At 42.1% G+C, this 23,471-nt stretch carries 20 protein-coding genes and 1 tRNA gene; 12 read left to right on the top strand and 9 right to left on the bottom strand.

All coding sequences use genetic code 11. The annotated features are described in order from the left end of the window. Nucleotides 1-8: 8 nt before the first annotated feature. Nucleotides 9-332, bottom strand: a complete 324-nt coding sequence (locus EOO49_RS10375) for a hypothetical protein (RefSeq protein WP_290845361.1) — start codon at nt 330-332, stop codon at nt 9-11. A gap of 530 nt (nt 333-862) precedes the next feature. Further along, nucleotides 863-1,666, bottom strand: coding sequence for an SDR family oxidoreductase (locus EOO49_RS10370; RefSeq protein WP_290845359.1), 804 nt, complete (start codon nt 1,664-1,666; stop codon nt 863-865). A 290-nt stretch (nt 1,667-1,956) separates the two neighbouring features. Between EOO49_RS10370 and EOO49_RS10365 the strand changes: the two genes are divergently transcribed. From EOO49_RS10365 to EOO49_RS10310, 12 genes are all read left to right on the top strand, one after another. Then, nucleotides 1,957-3,756, top strand: coding sequence for a hypothetical protein (locus EOO49_RS10365; RefSeq protein WP_290845356.1), 1,800 nt, complete (start codon nt 1,957-1,959; stop codon nt 3,754-3,756). A 783-nt stretch (nt 3,757-4,539) separates the two neighbouring features. After that, the gene (locus EOO49_RS10360; protein ID WP_290845354.1) at nt 4,540-5,151 is read left to right on the top strand and encodes a hypothetical protein; all 612 of its coding nucleotides are present in this window, start codon (nt 4,540-4,542) and stop codon (nt 5,149-5,151) included. Nucleotides 5,152-5,373: 222 nt separating this feature from the next. Continuing rightward, nucleotides 5,374-5,820 (top strand): hypothetical protein, encoded by a 447-nt coding sequence (locus EOO49_RS10355; protein ID WP_290845352.1) that lies wholly within the window; start codon nt 5,374-5,376, stop codon nt 5,818-5,820. Nucleotides 5,821-5,836: 16 nt separating this feature from the next. Beyond that, a complete protein-coding gene (locus EOO49_RS10350) occupies nt 5,837-6,157 on the top strand; it encodes a hypothetical protein (RefSeq protein ID WP_290845350.1) in 321 nt (106 codons plus the stop codon). Nucleotides 6,158-6,228: 71 nt separating this feature from the next. Next, nucleotides 6,229-7,275, top strand: coding sequence for a proline iminopeptidase-family hydrolase (locus EOO49_RS10345; RefSeq protein WP_290845348.1), 1,047 nt, complete (start codon nt 6,229-6,231; stop codon nt 7,273-7,275). Between the two features lie 111 nt (nt 7,276-7,386). Continuing rightward, nucleotides 7,387-7,953, top strand: a complete 567-nt coding sequence (locus EOO49_RS10340; RefSeq protein WP_290845345.1) for a hypothetical protein — start codon at nt 7,387-7,389, stop codon at nt 7,951-7,953. A 166-nt stretch (nt 7,954-8,119) separates the two neighbouring features. Continuing rightward, the gene (locus tag EOO49_RS10335; RefSeq protein WP_290845343.1) at nt 8,120-8,638 is read left to right on the top strand and encodes a hypothetical protein; all 519 of its coding nucleotides are present in this window, start codon (nt 8,120-8,122) and stop codon (nt 8,636-8,638) included. A gap of 779 nt (nt 8,639-9,417) precedes the next feature. Next, nucleotides 9,418-9,699: a hypothetical protein gene (locus EOO49_RS10330; protein WP_290845341.1), complete on the top strand. Its 282-nt coding sequence runs from the start codon at nt 9,418-9,420 to the stop codon at nt 9,697-9,699. Between the two features lie 216 nt (nt 9,700-9,915). Continuing rightward, on the top strand, nt 9,916-10,713 hold the full coding sequence (locus EOO49_RS10325) for a hypothetical protein (RefSeq protein WP_290845339.1): 798 nt from the start codon (nt 9,916-9,918) through the stop codon (nt 10,711-10,713). A 78-nt stretch (nt 10,714-10,791) separates the two neighbouring features. Further along, on the top strand, nt 10,792-11,208 hold the full coding sequence (locus tag EOO49_RS10320) for a helix-turn-helix transcriptional regulator (RefSeq protein WP_290845337.1): 417 nt from the start codon (nt 10,792-10,794) through the stop codon (nt 11,206-11,208). Nucleotides 11,209-11,357: 149 nt separating this feature from the next. Next, nucleotides 11,358-13,544, top strand: coding sequence for an ATP-dependent endonuclease (locus EOO49_RS10315; RefSeq protein WP_290845335.1), 2,187 nt, complete (start codon nt 11,358-11,360; stop codon nt 13,542-13,544). A 5-nt stretch (nt 13,545-13,549) separates the two neighbouring features. Further along, nucleotides 13,550-15,418, top strand: a complete 1,869-nt coding sequence (locus tag EOO49_RS10310; protein WP_290845333.1) for a UvrD-helicase domain-containing protein — start codon at nt 13,550-13,552, stop codon at nt 15,416-15,418. Between the two features lie 279 nt (nt 15,419-15,697). Here the strand turns inward: EOO49_RS10310 and EOO49_RS10305 are convergent. From EOO49_RS10305 to murG, 7 genes are all read right to left on the bottom strand, one after another. Continuing rightward, nucleotides 15,698-15,769 (bottom strand) — tRNA-Arg (locus EOO49_RS10305). Between the two features lie 34 nt (nt 15,770-15,803). After that, nucleotides 15,804-16,253, bottom strand: a complete 450-nt coding sequence (locus EOO49_RS10300) for a GatB/YqeY domain-containing protein (RefSeq protein WP_290845331.1) — start codon at nt 16,251-16,253, stop codon at nt 15,804-15,806. Nucleotides 16,254-16,341: 88 nt separating this feature from the next. After that, nucleotides 16,342-18,339, bottom strand: a complete 1,998-nt coding sequence (gene ftsZ / locus EOO49_RS10295; protein ID WP_290845329.1) for a cell division protein FtsZ — start codon at nt 18,337-18,339, stop codon at nt 16,342-16,344. Nucleotides 18,340-18,551: 212 nt separating this feature from the next. After that, a complete protein-coding gene (gene ftsA / locus EOO49_RS10290; protein WP_290845328.1) occupies nt 18,552-20,006 on the bottom strand; it encodes a cell division protein FtsA in 1,455 nt (484 codons plus the stop codon). A gap of 7 nt (nt 20,007-20,013) precedes the next feature. Then, nucleotides 20,014-20,733 carry a cell division protein FtsQ/DivIB gene (locus tag EOO49_RS10285; RefSeq protein WP_290845327.1) on the bottom strand — a complete coding sequence of 240 codons (720 nt, stop codon included), beginning with the start codon at nt 20,731-20,733 and terminating at the stop codon, nt 20,014-20,016. Further along, on the bottom strand, nt 20,730-22,070 hold the full coding sequence (gene murC / locus EOO49_RS10280) for a UDP-N-acetylmuramate--L-alanine ligase (protein WP_290845325.1): 1,341 nt from the start codon (nt 22,068-22,070) through the stop codon (nt 20,730-20,732). The genes EOO49_RS10285 and murC overlap by 4 nt, the downstream gene beginning before the upstream one ends. A 200-nt stretch (nt 22,071-22,270) precedes the next feature. Continuing rightward, entirely contained in the window at nt 22,271-23,365 is a 1,095-nt protein-coding gene (murG, locus tag EOO49_RS10275) for an undecaprenyldiphospho-muramoylpentapeptide beta-N-acetylglucosaminyltransferase (protein ID WP_290845404.1), read from the bottom strand. Nucleotides 23,366-23,471: the final 106 nt, after the last annotated feature.

The raw sequence follows: 23,471 nt of genomic DNA, 5'->3' as shown, positions 1-23,471 counted from the left end.
GCTACAAGTTAGGAATTAATGGGCAAGTGCTGTTGGTTTTTGTTCGGCGGTATTCGAATTTGGGTTTTGGATTCGTCGAGCGACATCACTTGCCTGGGCGCGATAAACGTCATCACGCCTTTGTCGTAGTCGTAATATTTTTGGCCGTATCTGGTTTTTCCGCCGACGTTTTTCTTGAGTGAAATGCAGTAAAAATCGACCGAAAAATGCTTCCAGATTTCAGGATCCGCAAAGTGCACATCGGAAATTCTGATCACGCTCACAAGCGGATGCGCAGGTTCGGGCAAGCCGACGAGGCGGTGTTTCTCTGAAATTGATGCAATAATTTTCATGCTACAAGTTAGGGATTAATGCGCAAGCGCGGTTGTATATCGGATTGGGATTTGAGATTTGGTCCCGATAGCGATCTGGATTGGATTTTGGATTTGAGATTTGGGATTTGAGATTTGAGATTTGGAATTTGGAATTTGGGATTTGGTTCCGATAGCTATCGGGATAGGATAGGATTTTTAAACGTATCCCACCTTCATTTAACAAAAACTACAGATTTTCTGTAAACGATGTATTCCGGGATTTCCGAACTTTGCTTCTATGGGGAGGGGCTGGTGCATTTCCCTACAAAAAACCTGACAAACCCAATTACAGAAAATCTGTAAAAATCATAAATAGCGGTCTCGAAGTATCTAATTGTAAAATGGATCCTCAAATTTGTTGCACCTCCATTTAACAAAAACTACAGATTTTCTGTAAACGATGTATTCCGGGATTTCCGAACTTTGCTCTATGGGGAGGGGCTGGTGCATTTCCCTACGAAAAAGTCGACCCGTTCGGCTACAGAAAATCTGTTAAAATTGTTAAAAATTCAATCCAAAAACTGCTTCTTGATTTCCTTGCGAAAAGCTTCCGACCCAAGTTCCGATCGGCGTTCATACATCGCTTTTGAATCTTCTCCGGCCACATACCGAATTTGATCTTTGCCGTCAGTTGCAGCTTCGTACACGATTTCGGCAATCGTTTCGGCAGATGTGGCGGCGTCCATCATAGCTACGGTTGCGGCAAACAATTTGTCTTCGAGATTTTTGTAAGCCGGATGCAGATTTCGGTCGAGCGAGCGGTTCAGGAAATCGGTTGCGATTCCGCCAGGCGCAATGGTTTTGATCCCGATGTTGTGCAAAGCCAGTTCAAAAGACATGCTTTCCGACCAACCTTCAACCCCGAATTTGGCCGCGTGGTAAATAGAATGCAACGGAAACGCAAGAAATCCGCCCATCGAGGTCGTGCTGATGAAAAGTCCGCTCCGTTTTTCACGAAAATGCGGCAGAAACGCCTGTGTTACGCGAATCACGCCCAATAAATTCGTGTCGAGTTGACGTACAATCTGTTCGTCGGTAGACGCTTCGAGCGCGCCCATCAGCCCGTAACCTGCGTTGTTGAATACGACATCGACTTCGTGCACGGAAATCGCCTTTGATACGGTCTCGGCGATTTGGGTCGCATCGGTTACGTCCAACGGCAAAACCGTGACGTTTTCGAGTTGGGTCAATTCGGTTTCCTTTTCGGGATTTCGCATAGTGGCGATCACGTTCCAGCCTTTCGACTGGAACAATTTGGCGCTGGCTTTTCCCAAACCTGAGGACGCGCCTGTTATGAATATTGTCTTGCTCATTTGTAGTCATTTTAGATCACAAAGGTCGTATTTGGATTTTCCTGTCGCGTTTCCAAATCGTGGGAAAACGTATCCGGATTGGAGGATTTCGCGTCGTTTTGAATAGAGGGAGCAAGTTGGATGTCCGGAGATCCGGGACGGCCGTTGAGATTTGGAAACGTCTCAGCTTAAACAACGGTATTTGATACTTCATTGATAAGTTTCACTATTTTTAAATATCCCTAAAGCAAGGGATACCCTATTTATTTTAAGACCGTTAGCTTTGAGACTTAATACAATAAGTAAACAGTATGAGAATCTCAAAGCTAATTTATTTTGTTGCGATGTTGGCTGCTTGCATTGGTTGTAGTGAAGAAGAATCACTCAATTCCAATCATCGGCATGAGAGCAAGGCGACCGTTAAGAGGATTACAATCGACGATGTTAAAAATCAGGCTGTGGTGGACAAGCTCCTCAATCCGCAAAGCCGCACAGGAAAGAATGTCGTTTACGACTCCATCAATGATTTCTGCATTGATATGGACTATGGAACGTTTGTAGAGAAAGGCGACTATCATTCCTACACCTTCAAAGTGCTTCGAGCGAAGCCCGACCCAAATCTTTTGGAGAATTTGGTCATAAGCAAACTCGCTCCCGACGTTTACGAAAGTTTGCTATATCAATATAAACTCAGCGAAGAGGAAAGAAAATTGATTGAGACGAATCAATACGTAGACCTCAGCGGTAAAGTGTCGAAAATTAAACTTGAAAATCTAAGTTTCATAAAGGACATTACAGGGAAATATTACTTTAATGGAAACTGCTATGAAGATAGTTGGGTTCAGGTCAACAATACTATTTGCCCAGAGGGAATCCATAATCTATCTAATTTTAACAGTTGTTGGTACTACTCACACAACGAATGGTCTCCCTCGATTTATTGGACAGTAACAAGTTCTCTGGTTCCATGCGATACAGATGGCGGACCAATACTCACTATAAACAATCCAACCCATAATTCTCAAGGTGGCTATGGAGGGCCTGGTAACAATAATGGAACAATTACCGTAATTACGCAAGAAGATGCGGGCAAAAAAATGGTCAGGGACTTCCTTGACAACTTAAGTGAGGAAGACGAGGAATGCTACAACGGTCTCGCCAATAAACAGAAGCAAGACATTCGGGCTTATATAGCTTCTCTAGCCTACCCTGAAATTCTAAGTGAGGGCGACACCCCGAGTTGTGACGCATCCCTGACAGTTGCCGAGAAACAGGAAAAAGCAAAAGAACTTTTTAGAGAAATATGTGATAAGCCGAACGTCGATTTTTTCTTATCGATGGATTCACCAGCTTTAATAGATTTTTCCCTCATTGACAACGCAACGCCTGAAGGACAACGTTTCCGTTGCTTGTATACAAAATTAATGACCTCGTGCGACTTTGAAGGATTATACAACAACGTATTTGGAGGAACTCGAACTAAAGCAAATTTAAAGTTCGAGGTTGTACCATCATTTCCTTCACCACATCAAAATGCAATTGCAATTACAAGCACAACAGCAGATGCCAACAATAATATTTCGACAACGATAAAATTTCAAAAAAAATTCTTAGATGGAACTTCTGCTCTTTCAAATATTTACCTTGTCAAAACTATAATGCACGAAATGATTCATGCACAACTGAATATGTTAATTGGCGAGACTACTCAAAATCTACCAATTTTAGAGGGACTTACACTTGAACAATTAACAGGATATTTAGAAGAGCCTAATTGTACTATTTTCACTAATTCAGGCGGTGTTCTTTACAATCAGGGTCAGCATTCATTCATGTTTGATAATTTAGTGCCCGCGATGCAACAAATATTGAATGAAATCTATCCAAGTTTAATTTCGCCGTCTACGATAAATCAGCTCTCTAGTACCGCAATAAATGTTAACGGAGTTTCGTTACCTTGGAGCTGGACAAAGTTTAATAAATACCTCGCCATGACGGGTTTACATAATAGTCCCGCGTTTACGGATTATATGAATCAATACCCGAGTCAATCTATTGAATACGATAATTACACCAACTATGCTACAAATATTACGAAGACTTGCCTTTAGTTCGATTCTGCTACTTTTCTTGACGGCAGTTGGACAAAAAAGCCATCGGTATATAAAATTTAGTTTTGATGTTCAGAATAAAGGTTTTAGAACAATTACCACGATTAGCAAAACTTTTGATGCGAATAAAAAAGAGTATTCCTATTACATTGAGTATCCCTATTCACAGTCACTTAAAGCAATATGTGAACTACCAAAAATTGTCGACGAGGCAACAAAGGACAGACTACTCGGGTCAAACATGCTGTTGAATTTTGAAGAGTTTGCCGATTCAAGGTTAACCTCGAGATTTTTGGAAACTTCTAAATATGAATATTATTTGATTGAGCAAAAAAGTGATTCTTTGTATTACATCTTTCAAGTAAAATCCCTGTTATATACATCGAATACTCAGGAATAGGTTTACTCAGCGTTAAACCGATTTATTCCAACAGACATAATGAAAATGAGGAAACTAAAAATCAGCAACGGCGACACAGCAAGATTAAATGCATTCAATCTAAAATCCATATGGAAAAAGCGAGTTTCTGCAAGAAAGGTTGTTAGCGTTCTGCTCTTGATTTTGTCTATTGGTGCTTTTAGCCAAAGTAAAAACAAATATGTGTACTTCGAGTTTGGTGAATATAATAATGCTAAAACCAGCCGCTTTGTGTCATGACGAAAAAAATTCCGTTTTTACTGGCATTCTTTGTTGCTTTCAATAGTTTGTATTGTCAGACTATCAGCGAATCGACTTCCACAAATGGCAACGAGGAATTTCTTTTCCGGAGTGTCGAAAAATCAATGAAGTCAATAAAAGCATCCGACATCGGAAACTATAAACTGATTGACACAATCAATAAACTTGACGTTTATTCGGACAAAAAAACAGCGCCAATCGCAGTCGCCATAACAAACCCGGAAGTTTATCTGATTCAGGATTTCGACAACAGCATCGGGACAATTTCGATTGCGGTTAAAGACAGTGAAACGTTCAAAGTTTATGAGTTGTTTTCTGACCATCAAGCTGTCGGAAATCGCGTTTCGGATACCTTAAATCCAGGCAAACTGCGTCATCTGGACATAATGTCGGCACCTAAACTCAAGATAAAGGCGCTAGAAAGAATAAAGCTCGACAATTTCAAAAGTGCAGAATTGGTGCTGAAATTTTCGTATCAAACGATCGGCTGTCCAAATTGCAACCAATCGCAAGCGCACACAACAAACGGCTATCTGCTATTCGACTTTGATAAACTCCAGGTTTTAAAGCTGATAAATTTTGATGCGACAAGTTTAGCGCAACAATTGGACTATCTTGAAAACGCTGAAAATTTCAAAATTGAATTTGGGAACAACTACGTTAAAATTAAAGGGCGGAACTATCGCTATAATCACAATAGGTTAGTTTTGAAATAAATTTTGAAGTCACAGATTTGTCTTATGAAATCGACGTTTTCCATACTCCTGATTTTTAGTTTTTGCTGTTGTTTCGGACAGAATAAATTGTATCCATTTCCACTCCCGGACACGAAAGAGCTGAAATTCTCCAGCGTCGAAAATTCCAAATTTGAAATAACGAAGGAACAACTGAAGGATTTCAAAGTAATTGACACAATAGCAAACCCATACAGTTTTTTGGTGAGCGACAATTTTTCGGTTTCGATTGCAATCGCGACTTCCAACGGATATGATGTTTACAAGCTTTCGGAACTATCCCAAAACAACCGACGCACCTTAGAGGAAATCGGTGATCCCCGAAATCAGTGTTCAGGGTATCTTCAGATATTGGATAGACAACACATCGGTTTGGACAAATCTGGAAACAAAGAACTGATCCTGAAATTCCTCAAGAATACTTATTGCTGTCCAACGTGTGCCATCCCGTTAAATTACCGATCTTACGAAGGCTACGTTATTTTTGATTTCGATAAATTGATAATGTTGGAACTTACGACCCGAAGTAGCATGTTTGTCACCAGTGACGGCGTTCCCGCGAGCGAAAGGGTTGCCAAATTCGAGAAAAATTACCTAAGGGTCGGAAAGCGCAAGTATTATTATCGCAACGGCGCTTTGGTGAGAAAGTAATCTGAGACACAAAATCATGAACAAAATATCGTCATATCAAATCATTTGGAAAGGCTACTTTTGGATCAATATTCCGGTAATGATCATCCTTTTGTCTTCCTTTTTCGCGCTCGTCTCATTCACCAATTTGAACGCGTCGTCTTGCATCATGCTCGGAGCTTTGGTTGCTTGGATTTACTGGTCGTTTATGATTTCGAAATGGATCCGATGGGCTTTAAAAAACAATGTCGAGCCCAAAACGCTGCATAAATTGGGAGTTCGTTCGCTGCTGCTTTGGCCAAGTGACATCAAAAAAATCGAAAGGATACAAGCCGAAATTGTTGGAAAAAAGAAGTAGGAAAAGCTGCGACTCCATCAACCAAACTAATTTTAGGCCTAACTTGCATCAAACACAAGAACTCGAACACGATGAGAAAGTTTCGCATTTTATGGGTGCTCTTATTCCTTTTGTCCGAAAATGGATTCGCTCAAGAAACGGATATTCTGCAATCAAGGCAAAGAGATTCGATTTTTGTCGAATCCAGGAAAGCCGATGGCGTAAAAATCATTTTGGTTCGCGATAAAAAATACAAGGTCTGGACGAAAAAATCAGGGACAGGTAAAATAAAACTGCTTCTTTTGCATGGCGGTCCGGGAACATCTCCGGAATACTTTGAAAACTTCCCCGCAAATCTGGGAAAAAAGTACACGGTTTACTTTTATTCCCAACTTGGCACTTATTTCTCCGACATCCCGAAAGACAGCACACTTTATACTGTCGAAAACTTTGTAAACGACATCGAAGAAGTGCGCCAGTCTCTTCATTTGGACAAGTTCTACATTTTGGGACATTCCTGGGGCAACCAACTTGCGCAAGCCTACGCTGCGAAATATCCAACTCATTTGAAAGGATTGGTTCTTTGCAACAACATCAATGAGAAGGACGATATCTTGGAGAAGTATCAAACGCAACTTTACGCCGATATTTTGGACGACATTCCTGAATTTGCGAAGTATGCCGATTCGCTGAGATTCGGATTCACAGGAAAATTCACTGATTTCAGCAGTCCTGAAGCTTTGGGTTTTCAGATACGAAAAAAAGCTTGGCCGATCATGCTGAAAAAACACTACGCTCGGGTCGCTGATCCGATGCCGAAAGCACTTTCGCTGTCAAAAGAACATTCTACCGGAAGGCTGATGTCTGAGCTCGGTTTTACCGACAGCATCAGTGCAACAGATTTCAACGCCTACTTGATCGAAATAAAAATCCCGACTTTATTCATTGGCGGAAAGTACGATTTTATTCCGCCTCCCTATTATGTGAAAATGCGGGAACGAATGAGCAAGAATGCAAACGTGGATATATTCATTTGTCCCAACGGAAGCCATTTTCCTATGTGGGACGATTCGAATAATTTCTTCGAAGCGCTGAACAAATTCATGCTGAAAACAGAAAGTCGAAATAAGAAAACGTAGTTCTTTTGTAATTTTAGCAAAAAAAATCAGTGGTTTATCGTTGGTTACAACCTTGAAATTTCAATAGAGTCGCCCACAAGGTTAGCCGCCTACATCAAAATGTCCAAAGAAATGAATTGGGAAGATCTTAAATACTACAAGCCTATCGAAAAAGCCGAACTGGCAAAAGCCAAAAAAACAATCGAGAATGTCATCGCTGCAAACCTTGCGCCTTTCGGATTCCAGAAATTCGGACGGAAACTGATCCGAAAATCGAATGATGTCATCCACCTGATCCACTTGGATTCGCGAGGCTCGTGGAGCGGTTCTTCCAACAGCATGAAAACGGAATTTGCCGTGATTTCCATTTACGACACCGATATTCTCGTCAAAAACTACGAGCCTATTTCGGGTTCGCGCATCGAGGATTTAGCGCCCAAGCTCAAAAATTACTACCAGATCACACAAGAATTCGAGCTGTTTGCCGACTATCTGAGTAAGAAAATAATAGAGATAATCGTGCCTTATTTCGACAAGTATCGCAGTTCTGAAGATGTCCTTGCAAAAGGCATAACTTTCGGCGCAACCAAAAACCTGATGCAGTTGTGTTTGGCATCCGACGCAAAAAATCCTGATGACAATGCGGATTTGAAAGTCAGGAAAGATGCCGTGTTTGGAAAATTCAAATTTCGGGAGTGATACTGAATAGATTGCAGGGTGCGACTACTCAACTTTCGTGTACGAAGACATCGCCTTTTTACATAAATTCGTCCGCGACAGGCAATTTCATCGATCAAAGGATTTTGCAGCAATGATCTGATTACCGATGCCAAAAAGCATTCCAACCAACCAACCAATACCGAACATGAAAAAAATTACACCGATCCTTTTCCTGCTGAGTTTGATAAGCTGCGGCGTCCAAAAAGATTCCATCGTAGATTACACCAACAAGAAAAAGTCCTACACAAACGTGATCTTCGTTATGCCCTATCGCAAGTTCGAGACCAAAAATTACATCAATAACCTTAAGGAAGAGCTCGACAAAATTTTCGCCTCAAACCAAAAGAAAGTCGAGATAATCACTTTCGAAAATGAAAAAGAAGGCCTGAAATTGAATCAGGATTCGCAAATCCAGGAGACGATAAATGCCAAAATCAAGGAAGACGCCAAAGATCTGTTGCTGATTTTACGCCCGACAAATATGATGTTCACTGACGGAGCGTTGCAGGACTTCGAATACGAGATCGTCGGCATCGATACGAGCACTAAAAAGGAAGTCTGGAAAGGAGAGTTTCGAGTAAGAGGGCAGTTTGGTCCGTCCACATTCCTGAAAAAATCGGCCAATGGCATTTATGAGGAACTTGTTGGGAAATCGATGCTTTAGCGTTTTGATTCTTGTTGACCTTAATTGAGTCACACCAACAGCCCGCTGATTACGGCAACCGTTGTTACGGACAAGACTTATTCCAATGGACATGGTCAAAAACAATTCATGGCACTTGAACACAGTTAGGAAAAAATGAAGCCAAACAGCAGAAAGAATAAATACTTAAAAATATCAGCGATCACATTTGCATCGGGCTTTGTTTTGTCTGGACTCGCTTTTTCAGTTTCGGGCCCCGATTTAAATACATCTTGTCTGATTCTGGGCTTGGTTTCATTTGCGCTTTCATTGGTGTATTTCTTTTTGGCCGTCGTGGAGTAAAGGCTGCGTCAGAAATTCTTTCCTAATTCCTTTCGCTCAGCGGCTTTTTCGAGACCGGAAGTCTTTCTTTGAAACCCGCCATTTTTCGATTTCCTAAGTCGTCGAATTCTTATAAGCCGTTGCTTTCATGCGGACATTTTTCGCACTTGCTTTTATTGGCTTTTTGCTCTCCGAACTTTCTTGGTAGACTTTGTGTGAGTTTTAGGATTTTATGCTTTTCACACATTTTTGAACTGCACCCAAAAAGTTCGACACCATTTTTGAAAATCCTGATTTTGTGACTAGGCAACAAGCCAGAACTGAGACTTTACAATAGTCATTCGGATTAATTCACTTTTGTTGTCCTCGAACCTTGTTTGGAAATTATCTTAAATAATTCATTACGAACTACCAGTTACGGATTTCCGTAACGCTACTAGTAATTATTGGGTTAATATTGGAAAAATAAAATTTGAACTATGGTAGATTTCGATGAATCTGATCTTGTCAATCAAGATTATGAAAACACGACGACCCCGGGCGACGATCCGAATTACACGGCCGCAAGAGACAGGGAGAGAGTCAATAAAAGAGAACAATATGAGGTGGTACACTTCATTAAGGAATTTATGAAGAAGCACGATCTTACACAAAAGTCGAGCTTTCAGAAAGTCGAGAAAATCATCAGGCTTAAAGAAGCAAGTGACATTGTGATGCGCGATAAACTGCTAGAATTTGTCAAAAAGCAATGGAATAAATAATTTCTATTCTAAAATCATACCGTGTCCGAGATTTTGTATTTATGTGCGCTTTGCGTTGGCTAATTGAGAGAAACATAAGTAGTCAGCGTGCTCCTATCCCAAAGTCAAAAACGGCTTCAGGTAAGATTCTGGTATTTGGCCAACTCATGAAATATATTTCGGACTATGGTCGAAACTTTTATTCATCCACAAAGTAAGAAAACCCTACACCAGCATATGAGAAATTTCTACTTTCAGCTTGTATTCCTATTCCTAATTTGTAGTAAAATATTTTCGCAAGAACTTATCCAAGTAACTGATGAAACTCTCACGGTAAATTCTGTTTCTGCAATAAATGGCCACACAAGAAATACCGCGGAAATAACTTTACCTGAAAAAACCAAAGGCTATATTTATCGGATTTCGGTTACTCCAAAGGGTTCAAACGCTTTATCGAATTCTTTGTTTGATTTATTGCAAACAATCGGCTCCACAAATATCTCGCTGACAAGCTCATTTGCAAAGTATGCCATTAAAAATGGCGATAATAACTCAGTCGATGCATTTATCTTTGACAATGTAGTCGATGCTAATAATTTTCTAAACAAAAGAGATGGACATTGGTCTTTATGTAAAAGTATGTTGAATCGGGTAAGTTGCTGTTTCGCCAGTCAAGAGTGTATTGGCAGGAAAGTATATTTTGGTTTTAGAAACAACAACGCTATGCAGGGATTGAATGTAAGATTAGAGATTGTTGCATTAGTAGACCAATCTTTAAGCGCCAACTATAAATACTCTTATCCTATAAGCAATACGACTGACAAAGAAGTAAGATATTTGATTAGTACCGACAATATAAATTGGGAGGAAATTCAGTTAAGAAATGGCTATAAATTCAGTCATCTTGTAAGTGTTGCGGAACTTTACTTTAAAATCACTACGCTAAGAAAATCAGTAGCCTACAAGATTACCCCAAACGAGCGCTATAAAATTTACTGGAATACAAATGGTTATCTAGATCTCACTAGATATTAAACAATAGCTAGTTCGGTATTTTCGCATTATAATCGTCAATCCTTAAAATCCCTATATTTACAAAACAAACATTTACCTATGGAAACTCCTGCAAAACCCCACATCGGACGAAAAATTTCCCGTATTCGCGAATTGCGCGGCATGAAACAAGAGGCGCTTGCCCAGGCTTTGGGCATGAGTCAGCAGAGTATTTCTATTTTGGAGAATAGTGCTGAGGTGGATGAGAAGCGGTTGGCGGATGTCGCGGAGGCGCTTGGGGTTAGTGCTGAGGCGATAAAGGCATTTACCGAGGAAGCAATCTTTAACTTCTTCAATACCATTACGGATAATGAGTTTACAAATACTCAGGTGGCATTTGGTACTGGTGCTGTTTGTAATTTTAATCCTTTGGATAAGGTTTTGGAGTTGTTTGAGGAGAATAAGCGGCTTTATGAGCGGTTGTTGGAGGCTGAGCGGGAGAAGTTGGTTTTGATGGAGAGGTTGTTGGGGAGGTGAGTGATCCAGGCGCTTTGTCAATTCGTAAACTAGCATCATAGATTAAATTTTGTTATAGGACAATCTGTTCGCAGATTGATTCGAGAATTTGCGCACCATATGAACGGCTGTGGTGGCAGTTCTATAACGCGCATTATAAAAAAACAGATATGAAAATTGATTTCGTAAGAATAAAAAATTTCAGAAAACTAAAAAATTGTAAAATTGAGTTTTCAGAAGAGGAAACTATATTTGTTGGAGCAAATAATAGCGGAAAAACAACCGCTATGGACGCGTTAATAATTTTTTTAGAAAAAAAGGATTTTAAAACCCAGGATTTCACAATCACGAACTGGAAGGAACTAGATAAGGTTGCTGAGGAGTGGGTGATAAATGAGACCTTAAATGATGAAGCTGGAATTGATAAACTACTCGAACCTCACCTTCCATCATTAGATTTATGGTTTAAAGTAGATATTTCAGAATTACGATATGTAAGTCACCTTATACCGTCACTCGACTGGAAAGGCGGTTTATTGGGTCTGAGATTAGTTTTACTACCTCGAAATCTCAAGACGTTAATTGAAGAATATATTCTCGCAAGAAAAAAGGTAAAAGATTTAAAAGCGAAATCAGGCAGAGCTGTAGAACTTTGGCCTGTAAGTTTTTGGCAATTTTGTGAAAAGAAGATAAATACATTGTTTGAGATAAAATCATTTTTACTTGATCCCGACAAGTGGAATGAAGATCAAGTACTATCGGAGCATAGTGCAGCACTCGAAGGGAATCCTTTAAACGGTTTGATAAAAATTCATACAATAAATGCTCAGCGTGGCTTCAGCGATGCTAATTCAGATAGTCCGGCATCTAAGGATGCAAAGTCATTGTCCTCGCAACTTCGCTCGTATTATGACAAACATTTAAACCCGTCCATCGAACCTAATGAAAAAGATTTAGAAGCGCTTGAAAAGCTAAATGAAGCACAAATTACGTTCGACAATAATTTGACATCAAGTTTTAAAGCACCTCTTAAAGAATTAGGTGACTTAAATTACCCCGGATTTGGCAATCCTCAAATAACGCTATCGTCTCTTATAAAAGCAACTGACGGCTTGGATCATGAGTCCGCCGTAAGATACAATCTGGCAGAAGGTCTTACATTACCAGAAAAATATAACGGTTTAGGTTATCAAAATTTAATCTCTATTGTTTTTAAGCTAATCCGATACCGTGATGAGTGGATGATGGAAGGCAAAAACATTACGGGAAAGGATAATGCCATTGAACCAATACATTTAGTTTTGGTGGAAGAGCCCGAAGCCCACCTTCACGCACAGGTGCAACAAGTTTTTATAAAAAAAGCATACGAAATCTTAAGATCTCATAAAAATTTAGGGATTAGAAAAGATTTTACTACGCAGCTTGTAATCAGCACCCACTCAAGTTACATCGCTCATCAAAAATTTGAAAGCCTAAGATACTTTAAGAGAGACATCAACAAAAACGTCACGCCCACGTCTGAGGTTTTAAGTATAAGGTCAGTATTTAATTCAAAACTGTCAGATGAAAAAGAAACTGAGAAATTTGTTACAAGATATTTAAACACAACCCACAATGATTTGTTTTTCGCAGATGCAGCAATTCTAGTTGAAGGCCCTGCCGAAAGAATGCTTCTACCTCATTTTATCAAAAATCATCACAAAATTCTCGATAGTTGTTACGTAACAATTTTAGAGATTGGGGGAAGTCATGCACATAGATTAAAACCGCTACTCGAAAAGCTTGGACTAATTACATTGATAATTACAGATTTAGATTCCCAGGAAAAATTCTCTGATACTTCGCAAGATCCGCCAAAAGATAAATTCAGAAAATGTCAACCAAAATTATATTCAGACCAAGTTACGAATAACGACACATTAAAAAAATGGAACCCGAAAATGATAGAAGTTGACAAGCTCGTCAAACTAAAATTCGAAGAAAAACTGTTGAAAAATTATCCCATCAGAGTCGCCTATCAGACAGAGCTAAACCTATCAGGTGTCAAAGTATATCCGTACACATTCGAAGATGCATTAGTTTTAGAAAATACTGAAAAGTTTAAATTGATTACTGCCACGGCAGGTTTACTGAAAAAAATGGTTCAAGCTTCAAAAGAGCCTGATTTAACCAGCGTTGCTAAAAAGGCCTATGCCGCTATTAATAGTGACGGTATAAAAAAAGCCGAATTTGCACTCGATGTTTTATATTTTGAAGCTCCGGAAGAGTTGATAGTACCAGAATATATTAGAGAGGGATTAAATTGGATGGAAAGTGCGCTGAAACCTGTCAAAAACATTGTCAAACTCGAGAGTTAATCAAAATGATAGCTAAAGATAACGATATTGACCTCCAAGTCGACGAAGACATTTTTAGATGTATCAATCCTAGACATCCGAAAAGTTTCTTCCTATTTGCGGGCGCAGGCTCTGGGAAAACTCGCACATTGGTTAACGTTTTAACCAGGTTCAAGACGGATTTTGGACACGAGTATAAACTAAATAATAGAAAAATTGCGATAATAACATACACAAATGCTGCCGCCGACGAGATTAATCACAGACTCTCCTACGATACAATTTTTGAAGTAAGTACGATACACAGTTTTTGTTGGGCGTTGATTAAAAACTTTACTGCAGATATAAAAAAATGGGTGGATAAAAACACAAAAGAGTCGATAAAAGAGCTAGAGGACAAACTATCAAAGGCTAGAGACCCTAATAACAAGACGGCCATATCTAATAGAAAAAAATTAGAGTCTAAGAGTAAGCGATTACTCGCACTGCCATCGATAAGTAAGTTTGTGTATAATCCCAATGGCGACAATTACACCAAAGCGTCGTTAAACCACTCCGAAGTGATATCAATCGCTTGTAGCTTTTTAGATTCAAAGCAATTGTTTAGGCAGGTTTTAGTAAACCAATATCCAATTATTTTTATCGATGAAAGTCAAGACACTAAAAAAGAGTTGATTGAGGCTCTTTTCAAAACCCAATCCATATACAAAAAATCATTTTTACTAGGTTTGTTTGGTGACACTATGCAACGTATATATAGTGATGGCAAAGAAAAACTTGGAGATGAACTGCCGGAGGACTGGCTACGACCTGTAAAAAAAATGAACCATAGATCAAAATCGAGAATTATTGAATTAAACAATAAAATTAGAAAAGATATCGACGGTCAACAACAGTTGGCTCGCGTAGAAAATTCTGGAGGACATGTAAGATTCTTTATCGCCCGAAATGAATTAGAGAGACAAGTTGCTGAAAATACAGCGAAAAATAGAATGGGTGTACTCACCGCAGACGTTGAATGGGAGAATACACATTCTGTCAAGAGTCTAACTTTAGAGCATCATATGGCGGCGACGCGCAAGGGTTTTGCTACTTTTTTCAGTCCTTTATATCAAGTTGACAGGCTTAAACAGGGTCTATTAGATGGAAGTTCGCCCTCTCTCAATTTTTTGATAAAAATAATATTGCCTTTATATAATGCAAACAAAGCGGGCAACAAATTTGAGGTATCGAATATTGTAAAACAATACTCACCCTTATTTGACAAAAGTAATATACGGGAAGACTTCGACCCCAAAGATATTTTAACCAAGGCTAATATTGGTGTTGAAGGTTTATTAAGACTATGGGAAGATGATAAGGAACCAAAGATAATTGACATCCTTTTAGAAGTTAGTACTTCACAAATATTCCTGCTGCCACACGAATTGCAAATATCTATTCAACGAAGGAGAAGTTCCGGTGAAGAAGAACATAAAGACGATGACGACGAAACATTATTAGCATGGGACATTGCAGTAAATGCAAATTTCAATGAAATAATAAATTATAATGAATACATATCGGACAATTCAAATTTTGGAACTCATCAAGGAGTTAAAGGCTTAGAGTTCGATAGAGTTTTGGTAGTAATTGATGACGAACAATCTAAAGGTTTTATGTTCAGTTACGACAAGTTATTCGGCATAAAAGCACTTACAAAAGGCGATGACGAAAATATGGCATCAGGAAAAGAAACCGGGATTGATCGCACATCCCGTCTTTTTTATGTGGCATGCAGTAGAGCAAAAGAGAGTTTAGCGATAGTTGCGTACACTGATAGTCCGGAGCAGTTTAAAGCCAATTTACTTAGATTGGGTTGGTTTAGTGAAGAAGAAATTGAGATTATTAATTAAATTTCTTGTAGTGGTGCTTACAGCCTATGCCGCGATCGGAACAGCCATATTTTTATCTACTCGCTTAAGTTAAATAAAGGTAACAACCATTAAAGTAACTAGGCAATACATAGACGCAAATCATAAGTAGATAGTTTCGCTAACAACCCCCATCGGAATCCCGAATGAGGACTGCGCTACGCGCGGTCCTTGACAGCTCCGCTGTCAAAGTAGAAAAGCCAAATGGAAAAACGTTCAAGCGGAGCTTGCGTTTTTCCATTTGGCTTTTCTACTCATTCGTGATCCCGAGAGGACTCGAACCTCCATCATCAGAACCGGAATCTGACATTCTATCCGTTGAACTACGGGACCGATATTTTTTTGGACACCTTGACCTTGTGGTAGCTTACGCCAAAAGACGCTTCACAACAAGCGAAATGGTCTTCCCATCAGCTTGCCCGGCCATTTTCTGAGAAGCCAAGCCCATGACTTTGCCCATGTTTGCCATTCCAGAAAGATTTCCTTCAGAAATGATACCTTCCACGATCACCTCGATTTCCCGTTCTGACAATTGCGCCGGAAGGAACTTCTCGATTACCGCCGCTTGGTCGATCTCGGGTTGTGCCAAGTCTTCGCGGTTTTGTTGGATGTAGATCGCCGCGCTGTCTTTGCGCTGTTTCACCAAACGCTGCAAGATCTTGATTTCTTCGTCTTCGCTCAAATCTTCTTTGGCGCCGCTTTCGGTCTGGGCCAAAAGGATTGCCGATTTTACTGCGCGCAATGATTCCAAAGCCACTGTGTCTTTGGCTCGCATCGCATTCTTGATTTCGTCGTTGATCTGGGCTTGTAAACTCATGTCGTGGTTTTTTAAGTCGTGCGAAGGTAAAAAAATAACCCGAAAACTCTTGTGGAATTTTCGGGTTACAAAGAAAAAATGGTTTAGGTTAGTCTACATTGTCGTGTAGAAAAGAGTTGTTCGATCGCAACTGGATGTCGTCGTTGCTATCGGTTCCCAGCGACATGCGCGAATTGGCATTGTTGATAGGATTTGAGCTTATGTCGATGCCCGAACGCTTGTAAGCGGGCTCTTTTTCGAATTCGTCGATTCTCGCGTTGTGGAACTTGTAGTTGAACTCTTTCAACTTGCGTCTTCTCTCGTCGGCGCGGTGTTTCAAGGTTTCCTCGATCGACATTTCCAAAGGCGAGACTTCTTCGTAAGCCGATGAGAAGTTCGACGTCGGGATTTGCGTTTCCACGTGTTTCATCTGAATGTCGAGTTCTGGCTCTGTCGGAGCGACAACCGCAACCGGTTTTGAATCCACGAGGCTTTTCTCGACTTCCATATATTCCTCAAGCGAATATTTCACGATGCCCGTTTCGTTCAATTCGGTCATCGGAACAACCTGAACCGGATCGTTCACTTTGATATCGCGGGTTTCCTGAGTCAATTCGAACAAAACGCGTTCTTCATTCACAACGGGCGAAGTCTGGATCGGAAGATCGAAGCTGATGGCCGCCTGTTCTTGTTTTTGGACGAAAATCGGCTCTTGTACTTTCATTTCCTTGACTTCCGGAGTCGTCATGAAAAAATCGAAATCTTTCACGGCAGAAACCACTTCAAAGGTCACATCGAGGTTTTTGATGAATTCCGATGTCGGAACCAGATCCATCTCGAAAACCGGTCTTGATGGCGTCACAGGAACGAAAGGTTCTTGCACGAAAACCGGAGCTACGGGCGCAATTGGCGCGGCAGCGATCGTCGGTTCTTCTTCCGTCAGTTCAAAAACGACTTTTTGGGCAACTTCTTCAACGGAGTTTTGAGGAGCGCTTTCCTCAACTTTCAAAAAATCGACAGACGGCAGAACATTTCCTTTGGAAAGATTGTGTTCCATTTTCTGCTCACCATCGAGTGAATGGATGATGCGCTTCGGTTCTGTATTTACGATTTGCGTTTGTTGGTCAATGTTGAAACCTGTCGCGATGATAGTCACGGCGATTGATTCGCCCAAAGTCTCGTCTTCGCCTACACCCATGATGATGTTGGCGTTATATCCCGCTTCGGCTTGGATGTAATCGTTGATTTCCCCAATCTCGTCGATCGTGATTTCACTTGTTCCCGATACGATCAAAAGCAAGACGTTTTTCGCACCGGCGATTTTGTTGTCGTTCAAAAGAGGAGAATCCAAAGCGGCAACGATTCCTTCTTTTGCGCGGTTTTCACCCATTGCCACAGCCGATCCCATAATAGCGGTTCCGGAGTTCGACAACACGGTTTTCGCATCTTTCAAGTCGATGTTTTGCGTATAGTGGTGCGTGATGACCTCGGCGATTCCGCGGGATGCGGTTGCCAAGACTTCGTCAGCTTTCGAGAATCCGGCCTTGAAACCGAGATTTCCGTAAACTTCGCGCAGTTTATTGTTGTTGATGACGATCAAGGAATCGACTTGCTTGCGCAGACGCTCAACGCCCAACAAAGCTTGTTCCTGACGCACTTTTCCTTCGAATTGGAAAGGGATCGTCACGATTCCGACAGTCAAAATGTCTTTTTCCTTTGCCAACTGAGCGATTACCGGAGCCGCACCCGTTCCCGTTCCACCGCCCATTCCGGCCGTGATGAAAACCATTTTGGTGTTGCTGTCGAGCATTTTTTCGATATCGGCTACAGACTCGATTGCCGATTGTTGTCCAACTTCGGGATTCGCGCCCGCGCCCAAACCTTCCGTCAGGTTCACACCCAACTGGATCTTGTTCGGCACCGGACTCATCCCCAACGCTTGGGAATCGGTATTACAAACGATGAAGTCAACACCTTTGATGCCCTGCTTAAACATGTGGTTGATGGCATTGCTTCCGCCGCCTCCAACTCCTATTACCTTAATGACATTCGACTGATTTTTTGGTAAGTCGAACGAAATGCTTCCGAATTCTGAGTTGCCTGTCATACGTTCTGGTATTAAATTCTTGCTTTGTCTTTGTTTTGTTTTTTTACGCCTTGCATTCTGCTCCCGTCGTAGTTTCTGCGTTCTGCTACTGCTTTCTGCTTCTGCAACTGCTTCTGCAACTGCTCCTGCTGCTGTCTTCTGCAACTGCTCCTGCTACTGTCTTCTGCAACTGCTCCTGCCTTCTGCTTCTGCAACTGCCTTCTGCTCCTGAACTACTCCGCGTTGTCAAGGAATTCCTTGATCTTTTCGACATACTTGTCGAAGAACGAACGACGAATTTTTCCTTCTGTCGTTTGCGGCTCTTTTCTCACCTCGACGTCGACGACTTCCACTCTTTCGAGGATTCTTTCCTCTTTGATTGTCTCGGGTTGCGCGAAAACCGCTTGTTCCTGAGCTTGCGTCTGCATCGGTTGCGTGTATTGGAACGGATTGTGCTGTTGCGCCGGCTGTTGTCTGAAAATCGGCTGAACGACTTGCTCAATGTGCACTTTCACGGCACTCTGGGTTTTGTTGTTCACGCTGTTCATCACGAGTCCGACGGCTGTCGCGTACATTGGCGACGACATGTCCTCGTTCGAATTCCCGGCCAAATGCTCGTTCGGATACCCGATGCGAGTGTCCATTCCCGTAATGTATTCCACCAATTGCTTGATGTGTTTCAATTGCGATCCGCCGCCCGTAAGCACGATTCCCGCAATCAATTTCTTGCGAGGATCTTCGTGTCCGTAAGCTTTGATTTCGGCGAAAACCTGCTCGATGATCTCCACAACTCTCGCGTGAATGATTTTCGACAGATTCTTGAGCGAGATTTCTTTCGGCTCACGTCCGCGAAGACCCGGAATCGAAACGATCTCGTTGTCTTTGTTCTCGCCCGGCCAAGCCGATCCGAATTTCACTTTCAGCAACTCGGCTTGTTTTTCGATGATCGAGCAACCTTCCTTGATGTCTTCGGTAATCACATTTCCCCCAAATGGAATGACTGCCGTGTGACGGATGATGCCATCTTTGAAAATCGCCAAATCGGTCGTTCCGCCACCTATGTCGATGAGCGCAACGCCCGCTTCTTTCTCTTCCTGGCTCAAAACTGCATCCGATGAAGCAAGCGGCTCAAGCGTCAAGCCCGAAAGCTCGATTCCGGAACTTTGCACGCATCGGCCCACATTTCTGATGGAAGAAGCCTGACCGACGACCACGTGAAAGCTCGACTCGAGTCTTCCGCCGTACATTCCGATCGGCTCTTTTATTTCGTTTTGTCCGTCGATCTTGAATTCCTGCGGCAATACGTGGATGATTTCCTCACCCGGAAGCATCGCCAGCTTGTTCACCTGATCGATGAGCAATTGTATGTCTTTGTCGCCGATTACCTCGTCAGGATTGCTCCTTGACACATAATCAGTATGTTGGATGCTGCGGATGTGCTGACCCGCGATTCCCACGACAACGTCTTTGATTTTGTAACCCGAATTGGCCTCGGCTTCCATGATCGCTTGCTGGATCGATTGGATCGTCTGGGTGATGTTGTTCACCACGCCACGCGCCACACCAAGGCTTTTGGATTTTCCCATTCCGAGGATCTCGAGCTTTCCGTACTCGTTTTTCTTGCCGATCATGGCGACGATTTTTGTCGTCCCGATGTCCAAACCTACTGCAATGTTCTCTTTTTCCATATCCGAATTATTTGGAGCAAACCACCTGTTGCGTGAATCTCAGATTGATGCTCTTATAGTTGTTAATCGTACTGTCTTGCTCGGCTTTTTGATAAAACGCCTTGTAATTCCTGAACTTCCTTTCTATGTTGACGGGTTTTCCGAAATCGATTTCATATCCGAAATTCCTATTCTCCATCACCAAAGCGCCGTTTGGCAATACCTTGATCCCGATGATGTTCTTTTTCAAGAAGTCATCTTCGAAAATCGCACGGAATACTTTCATGAGTTCCGAGTTGTTCGCATCCACTTTGCCTGTAACCAACGGCACTCTTGCAGTGTAGAGCGTCGATAGTGGCATCTTTTTCCCTTGTTGATCAATATAGAAAGAACCGGATTCGTCGAACACTCTCACAACGGGAGTTTTCTGTATCACTTTAGCTTTCAGTACACCGTCGACTCCCACGTAAACTTCTGACCTTTCGACCATTTCGTGAGCATTGACGGTATTTTCCAACTTATTCAAATCTAGATTTTCTTTCGCAACGGTTTCGGAAGCCCTATTTTTTTCTATTAACAATTTATTAACCGCTTCGGCCGACAGAAACAGGTCGTCGATGCGATCGAATTTTACTTCGGATTTTGCCAAAGCCCTATGTTCATTGCGGTTTGCACTAAACGCGTACAAAAAACCTATCCCAATGATAATCAGCAGCAAACGGATATTTTCCCAGTTGAAACGCTTCATGACAATGCCTTTTTTATTTCGGGAACCAATTCCCCAATGTCGCCTGCGCCTATCGTCACGATCACATCTGCGCCAGCCGCAAGAATTTCGTGGATAAGTCCGGTTTTCGACACCAATTTTTTATTCGGATTCTCGATTTTTGAGAGCAGCCATTCGCTCGTCACGCCTTCCATCGGAAGTTCTCTCGCCGGATAGATATCCAGCAACAGAATTTCATCGAATTTGGAAAGACTTTCGGCAAAACCATCGACGAAATCCTTGGTTCGGCTAAAGAGATGCGGCTGGAAAATCGCCACCACTTTCTTGCCCGGATACAATTCGCGAACGGCTTGGTGCACGGCGTTGATTTCTGTCGGATGGTGCGCGTAATCATCAATGTAAACGCATTTATCCGACTTTAATTGGTACGAGAAACGACGTTTTATCCCTTTGAACGAAATCAGTCCGTTGCGAATCTTTTCGGCCGAAATCCCAAATGTGCGCGCCATCGCCAAAGCCATGACTGCGTTGCTCAGATTGTGCCAACCCGGAAGCGAAAAACGCAAATCCGGAATGATTTCGTCTGGCGTTTGGACGTCGAAAAGATATTCGCCTTCGACAATCCTGATATTGAATGCCTTGAAATCGGCTTCTTTGTTTACCGCGACCGTTTTTCCGTCAAGCGGAAGACCATCGGCCACGAAAATCATTCCCTTGTCATCGACCTTGTCGGCGAATTCGCGGAAAGACGCTTCGATCGAGGCTGAATCTCCGTAAATGTCCAAATGGTCAGCATCCATGGAAGTCACGCAAGCGATGTTCGGATGCAGATGCAAAAACGACCTATCGAATTCATCGGCTTCGACCACGGTGACTTTCGTACCGTTTCCGATAAGGTTCGAATCATAATTCTCGACGATTCCGCCAAGGAAAGCTGTCATATCGACCCCGGCTTCGAACAAAACGTGTCCCAGAATGCTCGATGTCGTGGTCTTTCCGTGTGTTCCGGCAACGGCGAAACAAAATGTGTCTTTGGTGATTATTCCAAGAACTTCCGCGCGTTTCTTGACCGTGAAACCGTTGTCCAAAAAGTAATTCCACTCTTTGTGATTTTTGGGAACGGCCGGCGTCACTACGACAAGCGTATTTTCTTTCGTGAACGATTCCGGAATGAACTGCAAATCGTCTTCGTAGTGAACCTCGATGCCTTTTTGCTGCAATACAAAAGTCAGTTCGGTCGCGGTTTTGTCGTATCCGATGACGTTTTTGCCCGCGTATTTGAAATAGCGTGCCAAAGCGCTCATCCCGATACCGCCGATACCGATGAAATAGACATTATGTATTTGGTTCAGATTCACTTTTTGTTGCTTTATAACTCAGTCTCAGACTTTACTTTTTTAACATTTTTTACAGATTTCCTGTAAACAACCGTGGGCGGGAAATGCGATCTTCGCACAGGGAAGGGGCCAAATGTTTATCCCTCCAAAAAAATTCGATCACCCAGTTACAGAAAATCTGTAAAAACTGTTAAATCGCACCATCGCATCCTGTCGGAAGCTTATTTCCCAATCAGCTTGACAATTTCCTCCACAATATCTCTCGTGGCATTTTCCTTGGCCAACTTTCCGATGTTGTCGCCCAATTTCTGCTGCAGATTTTCATCGGACAGCAAATTGTTGAACGTCTTCTCGAACTTCGTATCGAGCTCAGATTCTTTCATCAAGATCGCGCCATCTTTGTCTACGATCGCCTTTGCGTTTTTCGTTTGGTGATCTTCGGCCACATTCGGTGACGGAATGAAAATCACGGGCTTCCCGACGAGACAAAGTTCTGAAACCGACGACGCTCCGGCTCTCGAGATCACGATATCCGCGGCAGCGTAAACCAAATCCATGCGATCGATGAATGACAAAACCTGAACGCCTTCTTTCTCTGAAAAATGTTTGTATTCGTCGAAATACAGCTTTCCGCATTGCCAGATTATCTGGACGTTTTGAGCCGAAAAGTTCAAAAGTTCCTTGGCGATGAGTTGGTTGATGCGACGCGCACCGAGACTTCCGCCCAAAACCAAAACCGTTTTCTTGTCGGGATCGAGTTGGAAATACTCTCTCGCTTCTTTCTTCTTGCCTTTCAGGTCGATCAGATCCTGACGCACCGGATTTCCCGTCAACACTATTTTTTCTTTTGGAAAAAACCTTTCAAGACCTTCGTAGGCCGTGCAGATTTTCCGCGCTTTACGTGAAAGCATCTTGTTGGTGATTCCGGGATAGGAATTCTGTTCCTGAACCACAGTCGGAATGCCAGCCAAACCTGCAACCTGCAAAAGCGGACCGCTCGCGAAACCGCCTGTCCCGATGGCTACGTCCGGCTTGAAATCGCGAACTATCGAACGCGCGCGCAACAAACTCGAGATCAATTTCACCGGAAACATCGTGTTGTCGAGCGTGAGCTTTCGCTGCAAACCCGCGATCCATAAACCTTTGATTTTGTATCCGGCCTGAGGCACTTTCTGCATTTCCATTTTGTCCTGAGCGCCGACGAACAAAAATTCCGCTTCGGGGAAACGGGCTTTGAGTTCGTTCGCAATGGCGATGGCCGGATAGATATGACCTCCGGTTCCGCCTCCGCTCAATATGAATCTTGGTTTTGTCAATGCCAAAAACTTCGTTATTCGTTATTCGTTATTCGTTATTCGTTATTCGTTATTCATTGTTCGACAATCCGGTTTTCAACATTTCGTCGTGCAACTACTTTCAGTT

It is taken from the genome of Flavobacterium sp., from assembly GCF_004295795.1.
Taxonomy (GTDB): domain Bacteria; phylum Bacteroidota; class Bacteroidia; order Flavobacteriales; family Flavobacteriaceae; genus Flavobacterium.
This window is presented reverse-complemented; position numbering and strand designations above follow the sequence as displayed.